Genomic DNA, 20,270 nt, shown 5'->3' on the forward strand with positions numbered 1-20,270 from the left:
CCGCAGAGGAGTCTGTTCAAACCCCTGAAGCCTGAAAAGCTGCTTCATCCCTCTTTCAGACACGTCGCGTCGTCATCTGCCGACAAGTCCGCTCGACGTCTCTTGAACGACGCTTATTCGCGCTTCCCCGACCGCGACGGAAATTTTATCGAACAATTTCAAACGACCGGGTTCGACAGCCGCACGTTCGAACTGTATGTGAGCGAGCTTCTCCATTCGGAGAAATTCAAGATTATCGGGGATGAGCCGCATCCGGATTTCACTGTCGAGAAAAACGGTGTTCGGCTTTCCATCGAATGCACCACGGCGAATCGGACTTCCACCGGGGACGGGGTTATTCGTCCATATAAACCCTTCAGCGAAGTCGAACTCGACGAAGAAGGAGTCAAATCAAAACACAAGAGCGAGATTCCCATCCGCATTGGCGGTGCCCTGCGAAACAAGATGCAGCATCGGATCGGACGAAGAAGCAAGGATCCAAAAGCCTATTGGGACCTGCCTCACGTAAGGGAAACCCCCTTTGTCCTCGCCATACAAACTTTCCATGAATCGGGTTCGCTTATGTTCTCCAGTTCGGCAACTGCCGAATATCTCTACCGAACACACCACAAGCCGTCTTGGGATGCCGCCGGAAACCTCGTAGTGACGTCGGAGACAATTGCACGCCATGGGATTGGGGAAAAAGTCATCCCATCAGGCTTCTTCGACCTTCCCGATTCAGAGAATGTTTCCGCTGTGCTCTGGACGAATGCCGGCACCATTCCAAAATTCTTGCGAATGGCAATCACGGGACTCTATCCCGATCCAGACATAAGTATCGTGCGCTACGGTACTTTCTACGATTTCGATCCTAACGCTCACGTCCCTCGGCCATTTTCATACATCGTCGGCGGCCCCCATACTCCTGAGGAGACTTGGGCGCAGCAGACAGTGCTGTTCCACAATCCGCGAGCGAATCATCCTTTGCCCCGGAAACTTTTCGAAACGGTGACAGAGGGTAACCTCGAAGATGGAAAGTGTGTAGACACATTCAAGGCCGACTTCTGCCCCTATATGTCTGTGAATGAAATTTTGACTGGCCCGGGACATCGCCAAGCGGCCCTGTCTTTGGCAGAGCAAATATTCCTTCACTTGGAAGCGACTTACGGACCCTTGCGCGATAGCAAACCAGCCGATTTGTATTAGGTGGCATCAAGGTCGTTGCTCAAGGCCCGTGGACCAGTGTGCTTAGGGCAGCGGCCTCCGAACACTACTGGTCTTCCTCACCCAGACAGAAGCCACGACCTCCTCGGCGGAATCGCGCGGGCCTTGGGCGGCAGGCCGTCCGAGATCGAGGCGGAGATCGAAGCCAATATCGAGGTCGTCTCAACGCTGCTCGATGTCGCCCAGCGCGGCGAGGAACGCGCCTTCGCGACAGCCGTCGTCCTGCCGGTCGACGCCTACGGCGACGAATACCGCTGGTTCGACGATCTGGGGTGGCGAGCGATCACTCTCGAGACCAATGCCTTCCTATCGGTCGCGGACGACGCCGGCTTCAAGGAGACCGCCATCGCCGGCTACGACCGCTTCCATACGATCGCCGCGGCGGCGGTTGCCTATCACCTCTGACCTCCCGCCCCGCGCAAGCCCCCTGCCGCATCCTCGCGCCCATCAACCGTGACATTTCCTCACGGAATGGGCCTCACATGGACGCCATTACGACCAGACACCGTGATCAAGACGTCACGGTCCAAAAATCCGATCCCTTCGTCCGCGCCGGCCTCGTCCTGTACGGGGCGCGCTGGAAGGCGCCGATGGCGCGCGCCCTCGGGGTGACTAGGGAAACGGTGTCGCGTTGGGTCTCAGCCGACGACGTTCCGACCTGGGCGACGAAGATCGCTCGGCTCATGATCGCCGACCGAGGCGCCGTCCTCAGCCTCTGCGACCGCACCGGCAACATGGTGCGCCCATGGGCCGACGCCGGTGCCGAATGCTTCTGCGTCGACCTCCAGCATCCCGAGGGCGAGCACGCGCGCGACGGGATCACATGGATCGGGGCAGACGGTCCGGGCGTGGATGCCGCCGCCGCGCCGCTATGCGATCGTGTTCGCCGCGCCGCCCTGCACGCATCTCGCGGTCAGCGGGGCGCGGTGGTTCAAGGAGAAGGGCATGGGCGGCCTCACCGAGGCGATCGAGATCGTCGAGGCCTGCCGGCGCATCTGCGAATGGAGCGGCGCGCCGTGGATGATCGAGAACCCCGTCAGCACCCTCGGCAGCTATTGGCGGCGCCCGGACTTCTCGTTCCATCCGAACGAATTCGGCGGCTACGACGGCGGCGAGGCCGACGATTATCCGAAAAGGACGTGCATATGGACGGGCGGCGGCTTCCGCTTCCCGCAAAAGAGGCCGATCCCCGTCGGACGTCCGAAGTTCATCAACCACATGCCCGAGACCCCAGACCGGGGAAATCTTCGCAGCGTCACGCCGCCCGGATTCGCACGGGCGGTTTTCGAGGCGAATGTGGGGAAGCTGCATCTGTGCCGGCGGTGACGCTATAGCCGGATTTGCATTGTTTCACGGTCGATTATGCCCAGATCATTCCGATGCGCACATTGACGTCGTTCAGGGCGGTATCCGCATGAACGTCGGTTGCTTTGGGGCCGGTCCTGCCGCAGTGCCCCCTTCTTGCTTTAGGCTAACGAATGTTGCATAGTATGCAACATGAGCCAACCGTTGCAAACATTATCGCAGGCCAAACTGATGTCGGATCTCCGAAGCCATATGAAGGATTCGAGCATTTCCCTTCGAGCGGCGGCCAAGGATTTGGGCTGGAATGCCTCAACGCTAAATAGACAATTGAGTGGGAGAATAGGTCTCAGGCCCGCGAAAGAGGAAAGAATCCGTGCTTACGTCTACGGAGCCTCGTCGAGACGAAGGCGGGATGAGGTCGTGGCGGCGGTCAAGAAAATGAGCGATCAGAAGCTTGAGTTAGTGATGCAGTTTATGCAACTTATGCAACGTGTGGATGGGTCGGATGTTGACAAGATGGTCAATACCGACAACGGTCCCGGTAAGAGCTAAGGACAAGCCGATGGCAACGGTTCAGCAGATCATCGCACTGGTTCGTAGCTACGCCCGTGGAGACGATGAACGGTTCATGGACTTGGCGGATAAAGCTGCCGACGAGGCGGTGCGGCGCGGACAAGCGAAGGCCGCATCTGAGTTGAAAGCTCTGCTTGTGGAGGCGCGCGGACGACAAGGAGTAATTCAGAAATCCAGAGATCCGATACCCCTGCATCGCCCGCGAGGAGATCTTATCGGGATCATGTCCTTGGCGATGCCGGATACGCGTCTGTCTCGCATGGTTCTCAGTGAGGTTCTGCTCAATCGATTGACGAAAGTCGTGAAGGAGCAGCGCCAGAGAGGCAAATTGATCGAGCGATCGCTAGAGCCGCGTCGAAAATTCCTACTGACGGGTCCGCCCGGAACAGGCAAGACCATGAGCGCAGCAGCGATCGCGGGTGAGCTCGGGCTGCCTCTTTTCACGGTGTTGCTGGACGGTTTAATCACCAAGTTCATGGGAGAGACTGCGGCAAAGCTGAGATTGGTGTTCGAGGCCATGACCGAACGCCGAGGCGTTTATTTCTTCGACGAGGTTGACGCTTTGGCTACCAGTCGAGGCGCCGACAACGACGTCGGTGAAGCGCGAAGAATATTGAACTCATTCCTTCAGTTTCTGGACGAGGACAAGAGCACGAGTTTGATCTTCGCTGCGACCAACCATCCAGAGCTTCTGGACAAGGCCTTTTTTAGGAGATTTCAGGCAACGATCGAATATGCCCTCCCAGAAGACGAGCTTGTTCGTCCCATCATCGAGAACGCGATCTACGCGTTCGATCTCGTCGAGATCGACTGGGAATTGGTTTTGGAACACTCCCGAGGTCTGAGTCATGCCGACCTTGTCGCCGCGAGCAACGATGCCGCCAGAGATGCTGTGCTCGACCACGACGGCAAGATCAATACGCAGATATTGATCGGCTCGCTCAAGGAAAATCGTCGACACCCCCGTTGACAAAAATCGGCGATATGCGAATTCAGATTCATGGCAAAGACGATCTATCCTCACCTTCTTCTTGATCTCAAGGCTTACAGCATCCCCTTCACGCCAATTGGTGGAGGACCAAAGCCACCCAAGCCGCCAACAGTGCCCATGCGCGCCCGTCATGCGGCACGTCTGCGTGACTCGATCGAACGAGCCCTCGATGCCCAAGGTGAAAATCTGAAGAATCTCGGGGTGAAATCCCCTGAACGTCATGGGCTTCAGTTGACGGCAAAGTCGCGCAGTAAGATTGGATTGAGAATCGATCCAATCCAGAAATCTGGCGGCCCCATCGAGCTTTTGTCGCTGCGAGACGAAGGGCAACGCCAGCGTGGTATTGTTTATTTGCCAGAAGAAAAGCTGGACACCGTTTTTAAAAGACTCGAACGTTACGGCTCTTATGCGAAGGGCAAGCCCAACAATGGTAGTCGGCCACCCGATGGATTCTGGTTCTTTGAAAGTGCGGCCGATCTGACGGCTACGTCTGTCGAGGATCTTTGGTTCGGGGATCCCGAGACGCGCCCTCGAGCGGGCGAGGAAGCCGAATGGGAAATCTGGATCCGCCCAGATTCCACACAGATCATAAGGAGCTTCGCACGAAATCTTCAGTTACGATGTAGTTTCGGTCAGATCGATTTTCCCGGCGTGTCGATCATGAGGATTCATTCGACTTCAGACAGCATTGAAAGGCTGGCGCTCGTTACGGGCGCTATTTTGGAGCTTCGACCTTGTTCAAGCCTCGTCTTGGAAGTGCTGAATCTTAATAATTCCACCGCATTCAAGCTTTCGAATAAGGTAAAAGAAGGAATCGAACCTCCAGCCGACGATGCACCGCGCATCTGCATTCTCGATTCTGGAGTTCACGACGCCCATCCCTTGTTGGCTCCAGCTCTGCCTCCCGAACGATGCCGCACTCTGAACGACGCTTGGGGCGCCGATGGATGGTGTAGTCACGGCACAAACGTCGCGGGAATAGCTCTCTATCCGAACTTGAAGGCAGTGTTGGCTGGAGGAACTGTCGGACGGTTGCCTGTCGCCTTGGAGTCGGTGACAGTCTTGAGACCGAGGAGCGGGCCCAAGTATTCAACCGAGGCCGCTGGAGTGGTCGCGTCCGCCGTGGCGATGGTGGAGGCCGCTGAGGAAGCGAAGAGAAGGGTGTTCTGTTTAGCGGCTGCCGATTACGATTGCAGCGCCGACGGCGCCCCAACGAGTTTTTCAGCATCCGTTGACCAACTCGCTTGGGGACAGAATGCAAGTCCACGCCTGTTTTGCGTGGCCGCAGGGAACGTGCTGGACGACCCGCTCAAGGCCTCTGGGTACCCAACGCGTAACGAACAATCAGGAATTCCGTCTCCAGGACAAGCTCTGAACGCGCTTACGATAGGAGGTTGCACTTTCGTTTCGGAGCATCCCCACGGTGGCGGATTGCTTGTCAAGCACGGTGACCTTGCTCCCACCGCGCGCACTAGTCTCTCCTGGTCCCAAAAGCGTTCTTCCATCAAGCCAGATGTCGTCTACGAAGCAGGAAACTGTGGAATCACTCCGGGTAGCGATGATGTTGAGTCGCTGCCAGAGCTTGGTGTCCTGACGACACATAAGGGGAGTGGTCTTTTTGGAACTCTCATGGAGACTAGCGCGGCAACGGCCGCCGTTTCGGGAATGGCAGGGCGCTTGATGGCGGCCAATCCGAACCTTTGGCCCGAGACGATACGCGGACTCATAGTCCATTCCACGGATTGGACGGATTCCATGCTTGCGCGAGTCGCGCATCTGGAAAACCAAGAACGGATCGAAACCCTATTAGCGATGTTCGGATGGGGTGTTCCCGACGAAAAGAACGCCAATCGGAGTGCTTCCGATCATCTGACAATGATCATACAAGACGAAATGGTGCCCCTTACGGTGCGCAGCGGAGAAATTCGTACAAATAATCTTTCATACTATGAGCTTCCTTGGCCTGTCGCCGCCTTGGCTGATCTCGGGAAAGTCGACGTAGAGCTGAGGGTAACTCTTTCATATTTCATCGAACCTGACGTGAGGGCTGGATCGATGCAAAACCTTCGAAAATATCCATCGCATCGGTTCGGCTTCGATCTGAAAGGTCCAGATGATACCCATATCGACGCGGTAAGGCGGTCAAATCGTGCTTTTTCGTCCGCCGGCCAGCCGCCCGTCCCGACCCGGACCGAGCGCGGCTGGCAGCTAGGATCGAAGCTTCGACAGCGCGGCTCAATACATCATGACCGATGGTGCGGGCAGGCTCGAGAACTCGCAAGACAGGGTGGAATTCGCGTATTTCCTAAAGGGGGCTGGTGGGCAGACCAGCAAAACTTAAATTACGCAGATGTGTCGGCGCGCTTCAGTCTCATTATTAGTATTCAGACGCCGGAAAACACGGTTGACATCTATAGTCAAACTCGCTCCGCCGCCATAAAGTTGGCGCGAACCCGCAATGAATCCTTGACGGCGTTGGAGAGGATCGAGACGACCTCGCCGGTGGTCAGCAAATCGCGGCGCTAAACCATTTTCAGCCGTCGCCTCATCACTCAAGCGGAGCAGTTACGAGACCTTGACCAAAATCGTTCACGTCAAATGCGCTCCCGAACATATCTCGACGAACATTACTCAGAAGGTGAGATCGAACGACATCGGCTGTAGGATTCAAACCTTGTTTACGCAGTTTCTCCCACCATAGGGCAGCAACTCCAGCAACGTGGGGACAAGCCATGCTCGTTCCGCTGTGGGTCTCGTATCCACCGCCGGAAAGTGCCGATGTAATTCGTACTCCAGGTGCGCATAGCGTTGCGTCAGAGTTCGAGAAATCCGCGACAGAGTAGGAGGATCCGTCCTGCCCAATTGCCGCAACCGAAACGACACCGTCTGCCGCCGCCGGCAGACTCGCGCCGACTTTGTATTCTGCATTTATGGCGCGCCGACTCTCGTTTCCTGCCGCAGCCACTATCAAAGGAGAAGTCCCGAATGCACCCCTCGATCGAAACATGTTCAAGATCGAATCGAACATCCGAAGGTTGTTGCGATATATGTTGAGGACTTTCGAAACCGCAATGTCGTCGGGCCATCCGTCACTACGGTATCCATCAACCATCCCAGGAAAATCGAAACCCAGCGACATGGAGATGATATGAGCTTTTGATTCCATAGCCCATGTAAGCGCATTGAATAGCTGCTCGGAACTGTCGCCACCGTTGTTTCCGATTACCTTTCCGACAAAAGCTTTGCTGACGCCTCGCGCGACTCCGATCCTATCGGGGCAATCGCGTCCGAAAATTACACCGGCACAATGAGTTCCGTGACCATCATTGTCACCGTTCCCCTCGCCGGTGAAGTCTCTCTCGTTGATGTCGACGCCCGCGAAGGCTTTATGCTTCGAGTCGATGCCCGTATCTAGCACCGCCATGATGACGCCATCGCCTGTGAACGGACTTGTATCTGCCTTGACTGCGGCGACCCCCCAATTCCCCTGTCCGTTCTTCTCGCCCTGGGTAGAAGTGGGCCCAATAAGACGAATAGGCATGCTACGCGCCATAGCCATGGTCTTCTGGTCTCTTGAGACCTCCACCGCAGATTTATCGTCCAAATCCAAAACACGCGTTTCAATCGTTTCGTTGTCAGCCGACGCAGGGCGAAGCGAATTCCGATTCGTTTCCTTTTTCCGCTCCAAGATAAAATACTTTGCCATGCGAACGGCCCTTTTCGATAGAGAATTTCGTGCGCCAACTTTGAACTTCCTGCCGAATCAGGAAGCCTAATGTGAGTGGAATCGGCTTATAAAACCTCATGCTGCACACTGCACTAAGCCATCACTTTTACCGTCGCAGGAGCGTTCTGTTTTCGCAAGCGGATTCCATACGAGTTCTGCGGGGCCCGAGTTTCCTTACACGACGCCTCGGAACCTGATCGTCGTCCACATTTCGCAACACCTCAAAAATTTTCCTAAACCCGACTCGACTCCGTTCACGGACTGTTCTAGTTTCCCCGCCATGAGCACGAACCCCACGATACGCGTCGAACGCGAAGCCGAAGAACGGCTGCCGAAAGGCGGCCGCTCGGCTCCGTTCGTCCTCCGCGGAGCCCGCCGACATTAGGCGCGCTGGAGGACGCCCCGCGTGTGAGTGTCTTCCCATGAGTTCGTTCTTCCCCCTCTCCGTCCTGATCGCCGGCGCCTGTCGCGCCGCATTCGAACGCCGGCCCGGCGCGACGCGCGCCTGAGCGCGCTCCCCGTCCGCCGGGCCTTCCCCTTCGAACAGCGATTCCACCGCGCCGGCGCCCCGCCCGCGCGAACGACGGAGCCTTTTCCAATGTCCAAGACCTCCACCATCTTCTTCGACGCCGACATCGACATGCTGGCCGCGCGGACGCGCTCGTTGGCCGACGATCTCGCGCGCCTTCACGCCGACGGCGGCCCCACCGACGCCGATCTCGCCGACGCGCCGCTGCTCGACAATTGGGTCGTCGCGGCGCGCATGCTCCCCGCGCTGGCCGGCTCGGTTTTCGGCCATCCCGTGATGGGCGACCGCCCGCGGATCATCACCTCGGACCTGTTCGCGCTCGACGCCGACGCCGGCTGGGCGCGCACGGCGGGCCGCTTCTATCGCCTCGGTCGTCCCGGCGGCGCGGCGCGCGGGAGGGACCAATGAGCAAGCTCTCGGACCTCCAACGAAACGACGACGACGACCTCTTCGACCGTCCCGACGACGATGCGCCCGCGCCCGGCAGCGTCGCCGACGCGCTCGCGGGGGCGTGCCTCGGGGCGGCCCTGCCGGCGGATCTGCGCCGGCGCATCCGTCGCGGCGCCACGGTGGCCATCATCGTCCAAGCGCCCGGCGCCGACTGGTGCGGCCCGCTGGCGCGCGCCGTCCGCAAGGATCCGCAAAAGATCGTCTGCGTGTCGCGGGACGGCTCCGCCCGCCGCGACCACGATCCCGCGCACGGCAACGACGGCGTCGCGGCGGATCTCGCGGGCGGGCGTTCCGTCATCGGCGTCTCGCAGGATCCGCCGCAGTTCCTGCCGTCGACGCTGGTCGCCGTCGCCGACGCGCATGTCCACGTCCGCGCTCCCAACGCCAAAGTGCTGCGGTCGCTGCTGCGGAAGCATGCGAATGGACGCATTCCCGACGCGCTCCCCGACGTCTCGACGCTCGGCTTCCATGAGATCGTGGCCTGCTTCCGCCCGGGCGCGGCGGCGCGCGACGTCGTCGCCAATCTGGTGCGGATCGTCGACGCCGGGAAGACGGCGACCGTCGGCGCGATCCGCGACGCCGACGACGCGCCGCCGCTCGACTGCCTGCCCGCCGATCTGCGCCGGCTGGCGCGGGACATCGCCTCGGGCGTCGCCGACTATCGCGCCGGTCGAATCCGCTGGCGCGACGTGCGGACGCCGGGCGTGCTGCTCGCCGGCCCGCCCGGCGCGGGAAAGACGACCTTCGCCGCCGCCCTCGCGAAGGCGCTCGACGTCCCCCTGATCGTCGATTCCTGCGGACGCATGTTCGCCCGCAGCGGCGACGTCGGCCACCTCGGCACCATCGCCAGAGCGATGCAGGACGTCTGCGACGCGGCGCGGGCCGCCGCCGCCACCAAAGGCGCCAGCATCCTTTGCCTCGACGAGTTCGAGGCGGCCTGTCCCGACCGGGCGTCGATGGACCGGCGCGGCCGCGACTTCTGGACGCCGATCGTCACCCTGGTGCTGACCCTGCTCGAGGATCACGCCGGCGTGATCGTCGTCGCCGCCTCGAATTTCGCCGACGCGGTCGACGCCGCCGCCGTCAGGCCGGGCCGGCTGACGCGCGTCGATGTTGCTCCGCCCGGAGCGGACACGCTCGCGCGTATCCTGCGTTGGCGGCTCGGCGACGCGCTTTCGGGCGTCGCCGACGCCGATCTCGTCGCGACGGTCCGTCTCGCCGGGCCCGGCGCGACGCCGGCGCAGGCGGCGCATTGGGCGCGCGACGTCCTCCACGCCGCCCGCGACGCGCGCCGCGACGCCGGGCTCGACGACCTGCTGCGCGTCGTGGCGCCGCCCGATCATCGCTCGCCCGCCGACCGGCGCGTCGCCGCCGTCCATGAGGCCGGGCATTGCGTCGCCTATCTCGACGCCGGGCTGACCATCGCCTCGACGTCGATCGTCGCGCGCGGCGACTCCGGCGGGGAGACCCGCGCCGCCGGGCGTCCCTCGATGTTCCCGACGCGCGCCGATCTCGACGCCGGCGTCGTGATCCTGCTCGCGGGACGTTCCGCCGAGGAGATCGTCCTCGGCGGCGCGTCCACGGGCGCCGTGGTGGATCTCGCGATGGCGACCCGCGCGCTGGCCGACGGCCTCGGCGCCCACGGGCTGGGCGACACGCTGCTGCACCGCTCCGACCCGGCGGCGACGCTGACCTTCGACCACGCGCTGCGCGCCGCCGTGGAGGCCGATCTCGCCAGGCTCCACGCCCGCGCGAAAGACCTGATCCGCCGGCGCCGCGACGACGTCGAGCGCATCGCCGACGCGCTGCTGACGCGACGGTTCCTGACCGGGGACGACGTCGCCGTCCTGCTGGCGGCGCCGCCGGTCCGCAGCGGCGGCCCGAAGGACGTAGCGACGGACGCCGGGCCCGGCCCCAAGGTTCGCGGACCCAAAGTTCGCGGTCCGAAGATTCGCGGGAGGAATTCATGAGGGACGCCGATCTTTTCGACGACGTCGTCGCGCGCCTTTGGCGGGTGCGCGAGCGGCTCGGCTCCCGCGTCTTCCGGGCGGCGGCCGAGGGCGCGCTCAACGGAATGGCCGCCGCCATCCTCGAGGAGGCGGAACGGCGCGCCGGCCTGCGCGCGCCGGATGGAATCGTCGTGAGACTTCCGCTCGGCGTCGCGCGCCGGCGCCGGGAACACCGCGAAACGTAACGATCCCCGAACCCTCTCCGCCCGTCCCCCTGGAGCCGGTTCGCGAACGCAATCGGGGGAGAACGCCCATCGGAGTGTCCAAGAATGAATACGCCGAATCCCGTCCCCGCAGGCCGCCGCCGCGCCGGCGCGGCTCCGTCGAACGCCCGCGCGTCGGAGCGCCCGCCCATGGATCAACATCATGATTCCATGGAGAAAAATCCGCTTGCCTCCGCCGGCGGCCCCGCCATCATCCCGGGGCGAACAAGACGGAAACGATCGATGTCAAGCCGAGACCCCCTCGACAGGACGCCGCCGCGGGTGGCGGAGCGGCCCCGCCCGGACATGTGGAACGACGACGAGACGCTGACGCTCGAGGAGGCCGCCACCCTGTTCTGGCCGCGCGGGCCGCTGTCGACCAAGTCGCTGCGGACCGCGGCCCGGCGAGGCCAACTGGCGGTCGTCGTCATCGCCCGGAAGATCCTGACCACGCCCGGCGCGGTCAGGGCGATGACGCGGCCCGTCGCCGCGACCCCCGCGCGCGCCGCCGCCGATCCCGAGCCCGCCGGCGGCGCCCCGCCCGCCGCCCGCCCGAAGAGGCGCGCGGACGCCATCGCCGACGCCCAGCAGACGCTGCTCGAGCGCCTGTCGGGCGCGCGGCGGCGCGCCTGAACCGCCGGCCCCGTTCCGCGGGGCCGGCCCCCCGGGCGATCCCGCCCGCATCACAGGAGAGACGAGGACATGGACCTTTCGAACATCCCCCGAACGGAGCAGGCGCAGCCGATCGTCTTCGATCGCGACCTGCCGCCGGAGACACTGTGCGCGATCGCGGGCGTGCGCCCCTACACGCCGGACGACATCCCCTTCGTCGGCCACCGGCGCAAGGCCCGGGAGCGGCCGTGCCTGCGCCTGCGAGAGTCCGAGACGCCCGGCGTCCCCGGCCGCTGGTACATCGAGGACCGGCTCGACGCCCGGGCGCAGCGCGCCCTCGGACGGTCCGAGCGCGTCCGCGAGTCGACCGGCTGCGGGCTGCTCGACCGCGCCGGCGCCGCCGCGCGGTTCCTCGCCTATGTCGAGGACAAGCGCCAGCGGATCCTTGCCTGCGTGCGCCCGCAGGACATCCCGCTCGTCGCCGTGTTCGACGCCTACCGCGAGCACCTCGAGTTCGGGGCGCACAATCTGACCCCCGCGACGACGCGCGGCTACCTGATGTGGCTCATACCGGTCGTCCGCCTCTGCGGCGCGCTCATGCTCGGCGACGTGACGCCGAAGATGTGCAAGCGGTACGAGAAGCAGCGGAGCCAGGAGATCGACCGGCGCTACGGCACGCCGATCGGGCTGACCGAGATCGGGACGCTGCGCCAGGCGGTCAACCACTTCCAAGACGGGACGCCGCTCAACTACAACGTCCGCTACTATATCCCGCAGCGCGACACGCCGCCGTTCCAGTGGCTCACCCGCGACGAGATGGCGCGCTACCTGTGGGCGTGCCGGGGACGCATCGCCGTCGCGATCACCGACGCCGACGGGAACGTCGTCGGCCACCGCTGGCGCGTCGCGCGCGACGACGACCCGTCGCTGACCGGCCCCGAGGGCGACCGGCGCGTGCTGCGCGACCGCGAGGAGATCGCCAAGCGACGGATGGAGATCCGGCGCGTGCTGCTCGGGATCTATTCGGCGTCGCGGCATCGCGTGCTGATCGAGATCGAGTACGACCGCGCCTGCGCGCGGGCCCATCTCTCGTTCATCGAGAACAGGCTGCACCGCAAGGCGCGCGGCGCGCGCGACACCAGCAAGCGGCGCCCGACGATCCCCGCGGTGCCGAAGCTCTCGCGGTTCGTGCTCAACTGGGGCCGCGCGGACGCCGCGCCGCGTCCCGGCCGGCGCCGTCCGACCACCATCCTCCACCGGGCCGACGGCGAGCCCTACAAGAACGGCATCGGGCGAAAGCTCCTCGGCCGCATCGCCGCCGACGCCTGCCTCGACAAGCCGGTCAACAGCCACGTCTTCCGGCACACGACGGCGATGTGGCTGAAGATCGAGGGCGTCGCGATCATGGTCGCGTCGAACTTCCTCGGCATCGACATCGAGACGCTGACGCGGCACTACGGGACCTGGGACGAGCTCTCCATGCTCCAGGCCATCGACGCGCTCACCGGGGGCCGACGGCAGAAGGAGGGGCTGAGGAAGAGACGGGATGCGTGGGAGGCGTGGGCGGCGTAGCGGCGGCGCGCCGACGAAATCGAGACGACGGAAAGGGGCCCGAGCTTCGCCCGGCGCCCCTTTCCGTTCGCCCGGTCGTAGCAGCCGGCGTCGTCGACGAAGCCCGAGGTTTCCCGCACCTGCCGCCTCGAAGGCGACGCGTCCGGCCAGTCGGCGGGGCGCCGCGCGTTCCGCCCGGTCGGGTCAGCTCACCGCTCGCAGCGAAACCGCTCCTCCATGCATGAAGCACGTCTTCGTGAAGAGCGTCAGGTCGATCGGATTCGGGAGCCTTACGTCGGACAGGCCGGGAATATCCCTGTTCGCGAGCTCGAAGGAGCGATCGATCTGCGAGATCGTCACCACGATCGACGGCGTGTCGCGCGCCAGCCTTCGCAGATCCTCGATCTGAACCGCAAGCTCGGGATTGCTGCGCCGCTGGTCCAATATCTGAAGATAGTCGATCACAACGACGCTGTCGGCGTTCGCGTCCCGCACCCGTTCCGCGACGTAGTTCGCGCAGATGTCGTCCGACGTATCGACGACGAGAGAATCGCCGATCGCCTTCGCATCGGCCCCGAGCGCGCGAAGCCGATCGAGCACCGCCGCTTCATTCACTTCCAAGCTGAAAAAGAAGCCGCGTCGCCCGGCTTTCGCCGCCTCGACGGCGAGCTCGACGCCGAGCAGCGTCTTGCCATGCCCGGGGCGGGCGCCGAGCAGCACCAGATCGCCGGGGACGAGCTCTTCGAGCATCCGCTTCGCCGGTCGACGGTCGGCGCTCGATTCGGACAGGTGGCTCCAGCTTCGGTAGCCCTCCCGCCGAGCGACCTCGTCGAGAGCCCGGTGCAGCGGGACGCTTTTTTCACGGGCCAGCAGCTTCGCCCGTCGCTTCAGCCGAAAAATCGGCGCAGACGTTTTCATCAGAGGAACCTCCTCCTTCGAGCGACGTCTGCAATCCCTCCTCATGCATCCGCCCGAACGGAGTGGGTTCGATGAACTCGATCGCCCCGCATGAGGAATGCTTCCCCGAATCGGAGGGAGGAGGCGCGGGCCATGCCTTGACGGCATGTTAAAAGGCCGCGCAGGCGGACGCAAGCAGCGCATCGCCCATCCGCCGGCGTCATGCGCGGTCCGCCGAGGCGTCCATCCGGCGAAGGTTCTCCGCTCCGGGCGACGCGAGCTCGTCGGACAAGGGGAGTCGCAGGGCTTCGCGACCACCGCGGGCCGGAGGAACGGACATCGATCGGGCTTCGATCCCGCGCCCTTCGGGTCGCTCGCGGCACGGGCGTTCGGCTCCCGACAGCAGGACATCGGGGCGAGTCAAACGCAAGGCTTCCAGTTTGACGAATGCCATTCGATGTAATCGCTCGGGTCAATCCTCGGAAAAAGGACGGTCTCATTCCAAACGGAGCCTCGCCCACGGATGTCGAACATCGCACGTTTCGGAAGGAAATCCTTCCTGTCGGTCGTCGTCACGATCGTCGCATTCGCGATCCCCGCGCCATCAATCGCCCAACAGCACGAACCAGGGGAAGCCTATCCTCAGCACCAGCGCGCCGAGCAAGGCCAGAGTCCATCCGGCAATGTGGTAGGCGTGTCGCGGGAGTCCCCGCCGGTCGTCGCCTCTGACGTAGCATCCTCCTCCGACAAACATCAGGACAAGCGCGAGGAGAAAGCTCGCAAGTGGCTCGAGGAGGCTCTGTCCGGCATCAAGATCACCGACGTGGCCATGGTCATCTTCAACGGGTGCCTGGCGATTTACACGTGGTGTCTCTGGCGGGCCACGCTGCTCCTCGCGAAGACCGGCGAAGACCAGCTCGGCGTCGCCCGCGACGCGGCGATGGCCGCGCAAAAGTCCGCCTCCGCGGCGATCGGGCTCGAGACACCGAAGATTTTCCTGAACTCCATGTCCCTCGAGCGGGCGACGACACTCGAAGAATGCCTCGAGCGCCCGCAGATCGCCATCGCGGTGAAGAACCACGGGCGGACCCCCGCCTTCCTGATCGAGAGCTGCGTCGACGTCAACGCCGGCGCGTTGCCGTCCGAGCCGGTCTATCGCAACGTCATTCCGTTGCCCGTCGGGGCGGTCCTCGAGGCGCACGACGAGCGTCCGCTGGACGCCGCCGCGCTCATGGGGTCGCGCATCCCCAAACAGGCGCGGACGGCGATCGCCGAAGGAAAAACATTTCTCTGGGTCTACGGATACATCTCCTACCGCGACTTTCTGGGGGGAACCCACGTCGCGAGATTTTGCAAGCGCTTCAGGCCCCAGACCCCAGGGTCCAAGGAGGGCTGGGACGATGGCGACGCACCAAAGGCCTACACCAAGGGATATTAGGCGCAGGGCGTCCCGAAAGGCTCCCCGGCGGACCGGTCGATCGTTCCCGTCCCGTACAGCCATCTCCATCCAGCCTTTCGTGCCGTTCCGCCTTCCGGCGACGAGTCCCGCGCCCCGTATCCCAGCGCCGATCGCCGCACGCTCGCGGCGCGGCGTGGACTCGGGGACTTTCAACCGCCACGCAATTCCGGTCCCCGAATGTCGAAATTCAATCATCGCGCGCTCCGCATCGCCCGTTTCCTCGCCTGCCTCCTCGCCTCCACCACCGTCGTCGGCGCCGCCTCAGCGAAGGAGGCCCATGCCAAGCCAGCCATCAACGACGCAAAACACGAGGAAGCCGGCCGCGCAGGCAAGGACGCCCCGCAGCCACCTGTGGTCGTACAGTTGAAGGCCCCCGACAAAACCCGCGAGGAGATAGAACAGGAGGCCGCCGAGCATCAGAAAAAGCTGGACGAGGACCGGCTGATGGTCGAATTCACGGGCCAGCTCGCCCGCTACACCTACGGTCTCTTCGTCGCCACGGCCGCCCTCGTGGCCGCCACCATCGCGTTGGTCGTGCTCGGCGTGAAGCAGGGCCGCGACACGAAGGAATCGCTGAAGCTCGCCAAGGAAGCCGCCGACGCGGCCCTGCTCAACGCCAAGGCCGCCGTGATGGTCGCCCTGCCGTTCCTCGAGGTCGTCGAGCATCCGACCAAGCCCGGCTACGCGCGGCGCGCCGGCGCGGCCGGCGACCCTTACCCCGCGAGCGGCCATGTCGTCCTGAGGATCACCAACTTCGGGCAGACGCCGGCCGACCTGCGCGAGATACGCCACGGGCTCCACGTCGGAGACCCCTTCCCGGCCACGCCTCATTACGCGGCCCGGATGCCGGCTCCTGCCAATTCCGTCGTCAAAAAGGACGAGAGCAACGGGGTCATCGGTCTCGACTTCGCCCCGTCGGATTCGGAATCCGACGCGCTGCGGAGCGGCGCGAGCGCCTGGGTCTTCGGCGAAATCGGCTACGCCGACTTCATGGGCGGGATGCGCCACAAGCGATTCTGCCTGAAGTGGAACCGCCCCCAGGGCGGGTTCGACAACGACCCCAACGCCCCGCAGGACTACATACGCGGCGCATAGCGCGCCCGCCCCGCAACCCGCCGCCATCCGCATCTCCTCCCCGCCGCGCCCGGCCGCGGCGCCGTTCCGTTCCCGTCCGCGCCCGCCGGCGCCCGTCCGCCGGGGCGGAGCCGCGGCGCGGCGGCGGCGGATGGGCGCCGGCAATCCATTGGAATCGCCGGGGATTCCCGTGGCGGAAGCGGTGGGGTTCGAACCGCTAAGAACGCCGCTATATGACGCCGTCCCCCGCTCTGAGGTTCGGACCTGGCTTCGGCGTCGATGAGGTTCCCTGTGTGTTCCTATCCATGTCCCTCGGACGCGCCTTCTCTCGAGGGACTGGAGGGGGACTTCCAGCGCCTTGACCGTCTCCGGTAGGCCGATCGGCACCAAATTTCCGACACAGTTCGGCGTGGCAACGTGATGGGAATTCTTGATTTTCGGGGGCCTATCTCAGCTCGGGACTGCGACATTCCGCCGCACTCTGCAATTTGAATGATAATGTCGACTTATCAAATACCTATGTTGTTCTTCCAGCGGTTTCCTGGTGTGCTGGTCTCGCAACGAGTCCGCCCCTCGAGAGACACAAGATTCTCCATCACGATTCATGCGCGACGATCTGTTCCCCGCCGTGGTCGGCATGGGTTCGCCGACGCCCGATGATACGGCGTCCCTTCGAAGATTCGGCAAAACGATTCTCGACGCCGTGCGTGTCGACGCGCCAGCGCAGGACCGTCATGGAACTTCAACGCAATTCCATGGCCGCGCGCCACAGTTGATCGATCGACATGCCACGACGGACATGCCGATCGAACGGTCACGATTTCCAGCTATCCGGTCATCGACCGCCGACAGAAACGGATCCCTGATGCGGAGATTTCCAACGAGCCGCCACGACCGTCGCCACCCTCGCGGCTGTCGTCATTTCCAGCGCCGAGCCAAGTCCGTCAGACCGGGCTGCGGCGTCGGATTTTGCTTCTGAACTCTCGCGGGCATTCGAAGAGGCCTTCGCGGACCGATGCGATCTGAGCACCGTCGATTGCGTCTCCCACACCCTGCTGAGGCGCGTGGAACTCGACCAGCTCGCACGAACACGCGTGAGGGAGGCCGCCTGCTTTCCTGGACCGGGCGGCGCCACCCTCGCGGACGCTGCGGCGGCGCCGAGAAAAATCGACAATGAAAACGCCAGAACCGTCGACGAGATCGTCGCAAGGTCGGGATGGCCGTCCCTCTCGAAATTCACCCTCGGTGTGGAAAGCGCCGCATGGCTGCTCGTGCAGCATGCCGACCACGATCCGGCTTTCCAGAAGCGAGGCGTCTTCGATGGACTCGCGCCTTTTCTCATTCGTAAATGGTTGCAGTCGAAAGCAGTTCGGCCAATACTCGATAGGGGATCGATCCAGATTCATGTCCTTTCAGCAGGACGCCTTGATGATCCTCGAAAGCGGCGGACAGCGCCTCGAGGTACGCCTCTAACGTCACGTTTTCCCATCGGTCTGGCTCTTGTTTGAGTTCGCGCAGCATTTCGCGCAGATACGCAGACATCTCCGTGGCGTTGTTCGGGCCATTCTCCGAATTCATTGGCATCCCTTTTCACCCCTGATACGAATGGAAGTCCCATCGTTTTTTGTGGTCATTTTGCGCAGAATTTCACTGTCCGTTGGATCGTAAGGAACCATCTTATATTTTATTTTTAATCCTGCTTGTCTAAATGCATATAGGCGACGATTGTCAAGTGTGAATAAATTTCCATTGCGCTCGAATACATTAATCGCCGGAATCAAGTCAGGTTTAATTGCTCCAGATTTTAATCCGTCGATCAGCATTTGAACGGTTTTACCGTCACTGAACGATCCCTTGATAGAGTCCTGCGAAAAGCGCACGGTATTCGGGTCGATCCACCCGACCGCGCGACATTTGCCGTCTCTGGGATCGCTATCAAAGGGCGAGTTAGATCTGGTCTTGGCTCCTTCCTTGTTGGCGCTCTTGGCAGTTTCGAGTTCTCGAGCCGCCATAAGCACGTCGTCGCGAATGATCGGCGCTCGCTCCGCAAAGGAGGGATACTCGCGAATTGCCTTCTCGATTCCCCGCTCAAACGCCGGTATGCCGATCAGTTTGTGGCGGTTCAGTAGCTCTGCTAAATGCGCGGTAGTATTCTTGTAAGCCGGCGTATTAGCAGCTACAAATACAGCGATGGTGGCTCCTGCGATTTCGTGCGCCTCGACTCCAGCAAATACGGCGGCGACAAATCCGGCCTTTTTGAATATCCCAGCCCGAGCTGAATTCGTCATTGTTGGAATCGATAGGGACAGCGCCAAGCACATGATGGAAATAAATTTCTTTAACATCTACATATGCCCTCCGCTTGTAGACACATAACGATTATCATTTTATTTTAGAATAAATGGAAATTTCAATTTTTATTGAATTGCCTTATATTGAAGATATCTGTTCAAAGATGGCATGTCTCCAAACAGGGTTTTGATGTGCGATGGAAATTCAAGAAGGTGAATTCTAACGCGGTGCGAGGCGTAGGTGATCTACATCAATCCCGACTCGTTTCTGGGCCAGCCGCGAATCTGGAGCCCCGAGCGCAGCAAGGCCGCTTGGGAGCAGTGCTATCTGCAATTGTCGGCGGCGGTCACCGAAAAGGCGATCGAGAGACTCTACGTCGTTTTTGGTTTGCAGGGAGCCGGCAAAACCCACTGGATCAGGACATTGTCGAAAACCATTATTCGTGAGCCGGCAGCCGTGTTCGATGCGGCTCTGCCCGCCGCTCGGCATCGAGCACGCGCGATCGAAATTGCAGGCAGCGGAAACATTCCCGTTTTCGCGATCTGGATGGACACGCCACTGAGCGTCGCTCTGGCGAGGAACGCGAGTCGTCCGGAAGACGAGCGCGTTCCTCGCGAGGCGATCGAATCCGTGGCCGAACTGCTCGAGGCGCCGACGTTTCAGGAGGGCTTCTCGGAAATCTATAGCATCGATTCGCGAGGCGATATCCTGTCCCACGCTCGGGACTCGCTAACGTAGCGTCGGCGGAGAGGAGAGGCCACCGGCAGCGTCAGCCGATCAGGGAACGAAGATCATGCCATCCATAGGCCACCTCGACGAGAGTAGCCTCCGGCCTCGCATCCTCCTGCTCGGCTACAACGGCGCCGCCCAGATGCTCGTAGAACCCGCGGGCTGGAGCATTCTCTCGAAGCACCCAAAGGCTGACCGCACGATTTCCTCGCTCTCTCAGCAGCGAAGCCATCGCGCCCATAATGGCTCGACCGACGCCGGCGCCTTGGCATGACCGAAGAATATAGATTGCGCTGATTTCCGCGTCGAAACCTCGCTCCATCAGCATTTGGTCGCGTTGCCGTCCACAGGATCCGAAGCCGACCATCCGCCCGTCGTTCTCGGCAATCCAAACAGCGGATCCGGCGGCGGCGTCGGAATCGGCGAGGATCTTTGACCACATGGCGGCTCGACCTTCGACGGTCAACTTGCTCAGCATTTCTCTCGGAAGGATGCGGTCGTACGATTCCCGCCAACACGCCACATGAATCGCGCCGAGCCGGTCCGCATCGTCGCTCGTGGCCAAGCGCAATGACGAGATAGCCATTCTTGCTCCGATGAAGAATTCGAGCCACAAGGGCGGACTGTACGGTCTCTTGCGACGCGCGCCGCTTATTGCGCCACGGG

At 62.5% G+C, this 20,270-nt stretch carries 19 protein-coding genes; 13 read left to right on the top strand and 6 right to left on the bottom strand.

Annotated features, from left to right (window positions below; genetic code table 11):
• Positions 1-102: 102 nt before the first annotated feature.
• From FMZ75_RS04215 to FMZ75_RS04240, 5 genes are all read left to right on the top strand, one after another.
• Entirely contained in the window at positions 103-1,185 is a 1,083-nt protein-coding gene (locus FMZ75_RS04215; protein WP_207783272.1) for a hypothetical protein, read from the top strand.
• Between the two features lie 123 nt (positions 1,186-1,308).
• Entirely contained in the window at positions 1,309-1,608 is a 300-nt protein-coding gene (locus tag FMZ75_RS04220; RefSeq protein ID WP_166141428.1) for a hypothetical protein, read from the top strand.
• Between the two features lie 447 nt (positions 1,609-2,055).
• Positions 2,056-2,529 (top strand): hypothetical protein, encoded by a 474-nt coding sequence (locus FMZ75_RS04225; protein WP_166141429.1) that lies wholly within the window; start codon positions 2,056-2,058, stop codon positions 2,527-2,529.
• A 541-nt stretch (positions 2,530-3,070) separates the two neighbouring features.
• Entirely contained in the window at positions 3,071-4,051 is a 981-nt protein-coding gene (locus tag FMZ75_RS04235) for an AAA family ATPase (protein ID WP_161912084.1), read from the top strand.
• A 30-nt stretch (positions 4,052-4,081) separates the two neighbouring features.
• Positions 4,082-6,598 carry a S8 family peptidase gene (locus FMZ75_RS04240; RefSeq protein ID WP_166141431.1) on the top strand — a complete coding sequence of 839 codons (2,517 nt, stop codon included), beginning with the start codon at positions 4,082-4,084 and terminating at the stop codon, positions 6,596-6,598.
• Between the two features lie 22 nt (positions 6,599-6,620).
• Here FMZ75_RS04240 and FMZ75_RS04245 read toward each other — a convergent pair whose 3' ends face one another.
• Positions 6,621-7,778: a S8 family serine peptidase gene (locus tag FMZ75_RS04245; protein ID WP_161912086.1), complete on the bottom strand. Its 1,158-nt coding sequence runs from the start codon at positions 7,776-7,778 to the stop codon at positions 6,621-6,623.
• A gap of 619 nt (positions 7,779-8,397) precedes the next feature.
• On the opposite strand from FMZ75_RS04245, the gene FMZ75_RS04250 reads away from it, so the two are divergent.
• From FMZ75_RS04250 to FMZ75_RS04270, 5 genes are all read left to right on the top strand, one after another.
• Positions 8,398-8,736 carry a DUF6634 family protein gene (locus FMZ75_RS04250; protein ID WP_166141432.1) on the top strand — a complete coding sequence of 113 codons (339 nt, stop codon included), beginning with the start codon at positions 8,398-8,400 and terminating at the stop codon, positions 8,734-8,736.
• Positions 8,733-10,748, top strand: coding sequence for an AAA family ATPase (locus FMZ75_RS04255; RefSeq protein WP_166141433.1), 2,016 nt, complete (start codon positions 8,733-8,735; stop codon positions 10,746-10,748). The genes FMZ75_RS04250 and FMZ75_RS04255 overlap by 4 nt, the downstream gene beginning before the upstream one ends.
• Entirely contained in the window at positions 10,745-10,972 is a 228-nt protein-coding gene (locus tag FMZ75_RS04260; protein WP_166141434.1) for a hypothetical protein, read from the top strand. Before FMZ75_RS04255 ends, FMZ75_RS04260 begins: the two co-directional genes overlap by 4 nt.
• 324 nt (positions 10,973-11,296) lie before the next feature.
• Positions 11,297-11,623 (top strand): hypothetical protein, encoded by a 327-nt coding sequence (locus FMZ75_RS04265; protein WP_207783273.1) that lies wholly within the window; start codon positions 11,297-11,299, stop codon positions 11,621-11,623.
• A 69-nt stretch (positions 11,624-11,692) separates the two neighbouring features.
• Positions 11,693-13,174 carry a site-specific integrase gene (locus FMZ75_RS04270; protein WP_166141436.1) on the top strand — a complete coding sequence of 494 codons (1,482 nt, stop codon included), beginning with the start codon at positions 11,693-11,695 and terminating at the stop codon, positions 13,172-13,174.
• Between the two features lie 183 nt (positions 13,175-13,357).
• Here FMZ75_RS04270 and FMZ75_RS04275 read toward each other — a convergent pair whose 3' ends face one another.
• Positions 13,358-14,071 (bottom strand): DNA helicase, encoded by a 714-nt coding sequence (locus tag FMZ75_RS04275; RefSeq protein WP_166141437.1) that lies wholly within the window; start codon positions 14,069-14,071, stop codon positions 13,358-13,360.
• Positions 14,072-14,573: 502 nt separating this feature from the next.
• Here FMZ75_RS04275 and FMZ75_RS04280 point away from each other — a divergent pair.
• Both FMZ75_RS04280 and FMZ75_RS04285 read left to right on the top strand, forming a co-directional pair.
• A complete protein-coding gene (locus FMZ75_RS04280) occupies positions 14,574-15,488 on the top strand; it encodes a hypothetical protein (RefSeq protein ID WP_166141438.1) in 915 nt (304 codons plus the stop codon).
• A 198-nt stretch (positions 15,489-15,686) separates the two neighbouring features.
• Positions 15,687-16,604: a hypothetical protein gene (locus FMZ75_RS04285; RefSeq protein ID WP_166141439.1), complete on the top strand. Its 918-nt coding sequence runs from the start codon at positions 15,687-15,689 to the stop codon at positions 16,602-16,604.
• Positions 16,605-17,178: 574 nt separating this feature from the next.
• Here FMZ75_RS04285 and FMZ75_RS04290 read toward each other — a convergent pair.
• From FMZ75_RS04290 to FMZ75_RS04300, 3 genes are all read right to left on the bottom strand, one after another.
• Positions 17,179-17,319, bottom strand: a complete 141-nt coding sequence (locus FMZ75_RS04290) for a hypothetical protein (protein WP_166141440.1) — start codon at positions 17,317-17,319, stop codon at positions 17,179-17,181.
• Between the two features lie 602 nt (positions 17,320-17,921).
• Entirely contained in the window at positions 17,922-18,161 is a 240-nt protein-coding gene (locus FMZ75_RS04295) for a hypothetical protein (protein ID WP_166141441.1), read from the bottom strand.
• Positions 18,158-18,928, bottom strand: a complete 771-nt coding sequence (locus FMZ75_RS04300) for a hypothetical protein (protein WP_166141442.1) — start codon at positions 18,926-18,928, stop codon at positions 18,158-18,160. The genes FMZ75_RS04295 and FMZ75_RS04300 overlap by 4 nt, the downstream gene beginning before the upstream one ends.
• Positions 18,929-19,115: 187 nt before the next feature.
• On the opposite strand from FMZ75_RS04300, the gene FMZ75_RS04305 reads away from it, so the two are divergent.
• Positions 19,116-19,613: an ATP-binding protein gene (locus tag FMZ75_RS04305; RefSeq protein ID WP_166141443.1), complete on the top strand. Its 498-nt coding sequence runs from the start codon at positions 19,116-19,118 to the stop codon at positions 19,611-19,613.
• A 31-nt stretch (positions 19,614-19,644) separates the two neighbouring features.
• Here the strand turns inward: FMZ75_RS04305 and FMZ75_RS04310 are convergent, their stop codons facing one another.
• Positions 19,645-20,190, bottom strand: a complete 546-nt coding sequence (locus FMZ75_RS04310) for a GNAT family N-acetyltransferase (protein ID WP_166141444.1) — start codon at positions 20,188-20,190, stop codon at positions 19,645-19,647.
• Between the last annotated feature and the right edge of the window lie 80 nt (positions 20,191-20,270).

It is taken from the genome of Methylosinus sp. RM1, assembly GCF_011378635.1.
Classification (GTDB): Bacteria; Pseudomonadota; Alphaproteobacteria; order Rhizobiales; family Beijerinckiaceae; genus Methylosinus; species Methylosinus sporium.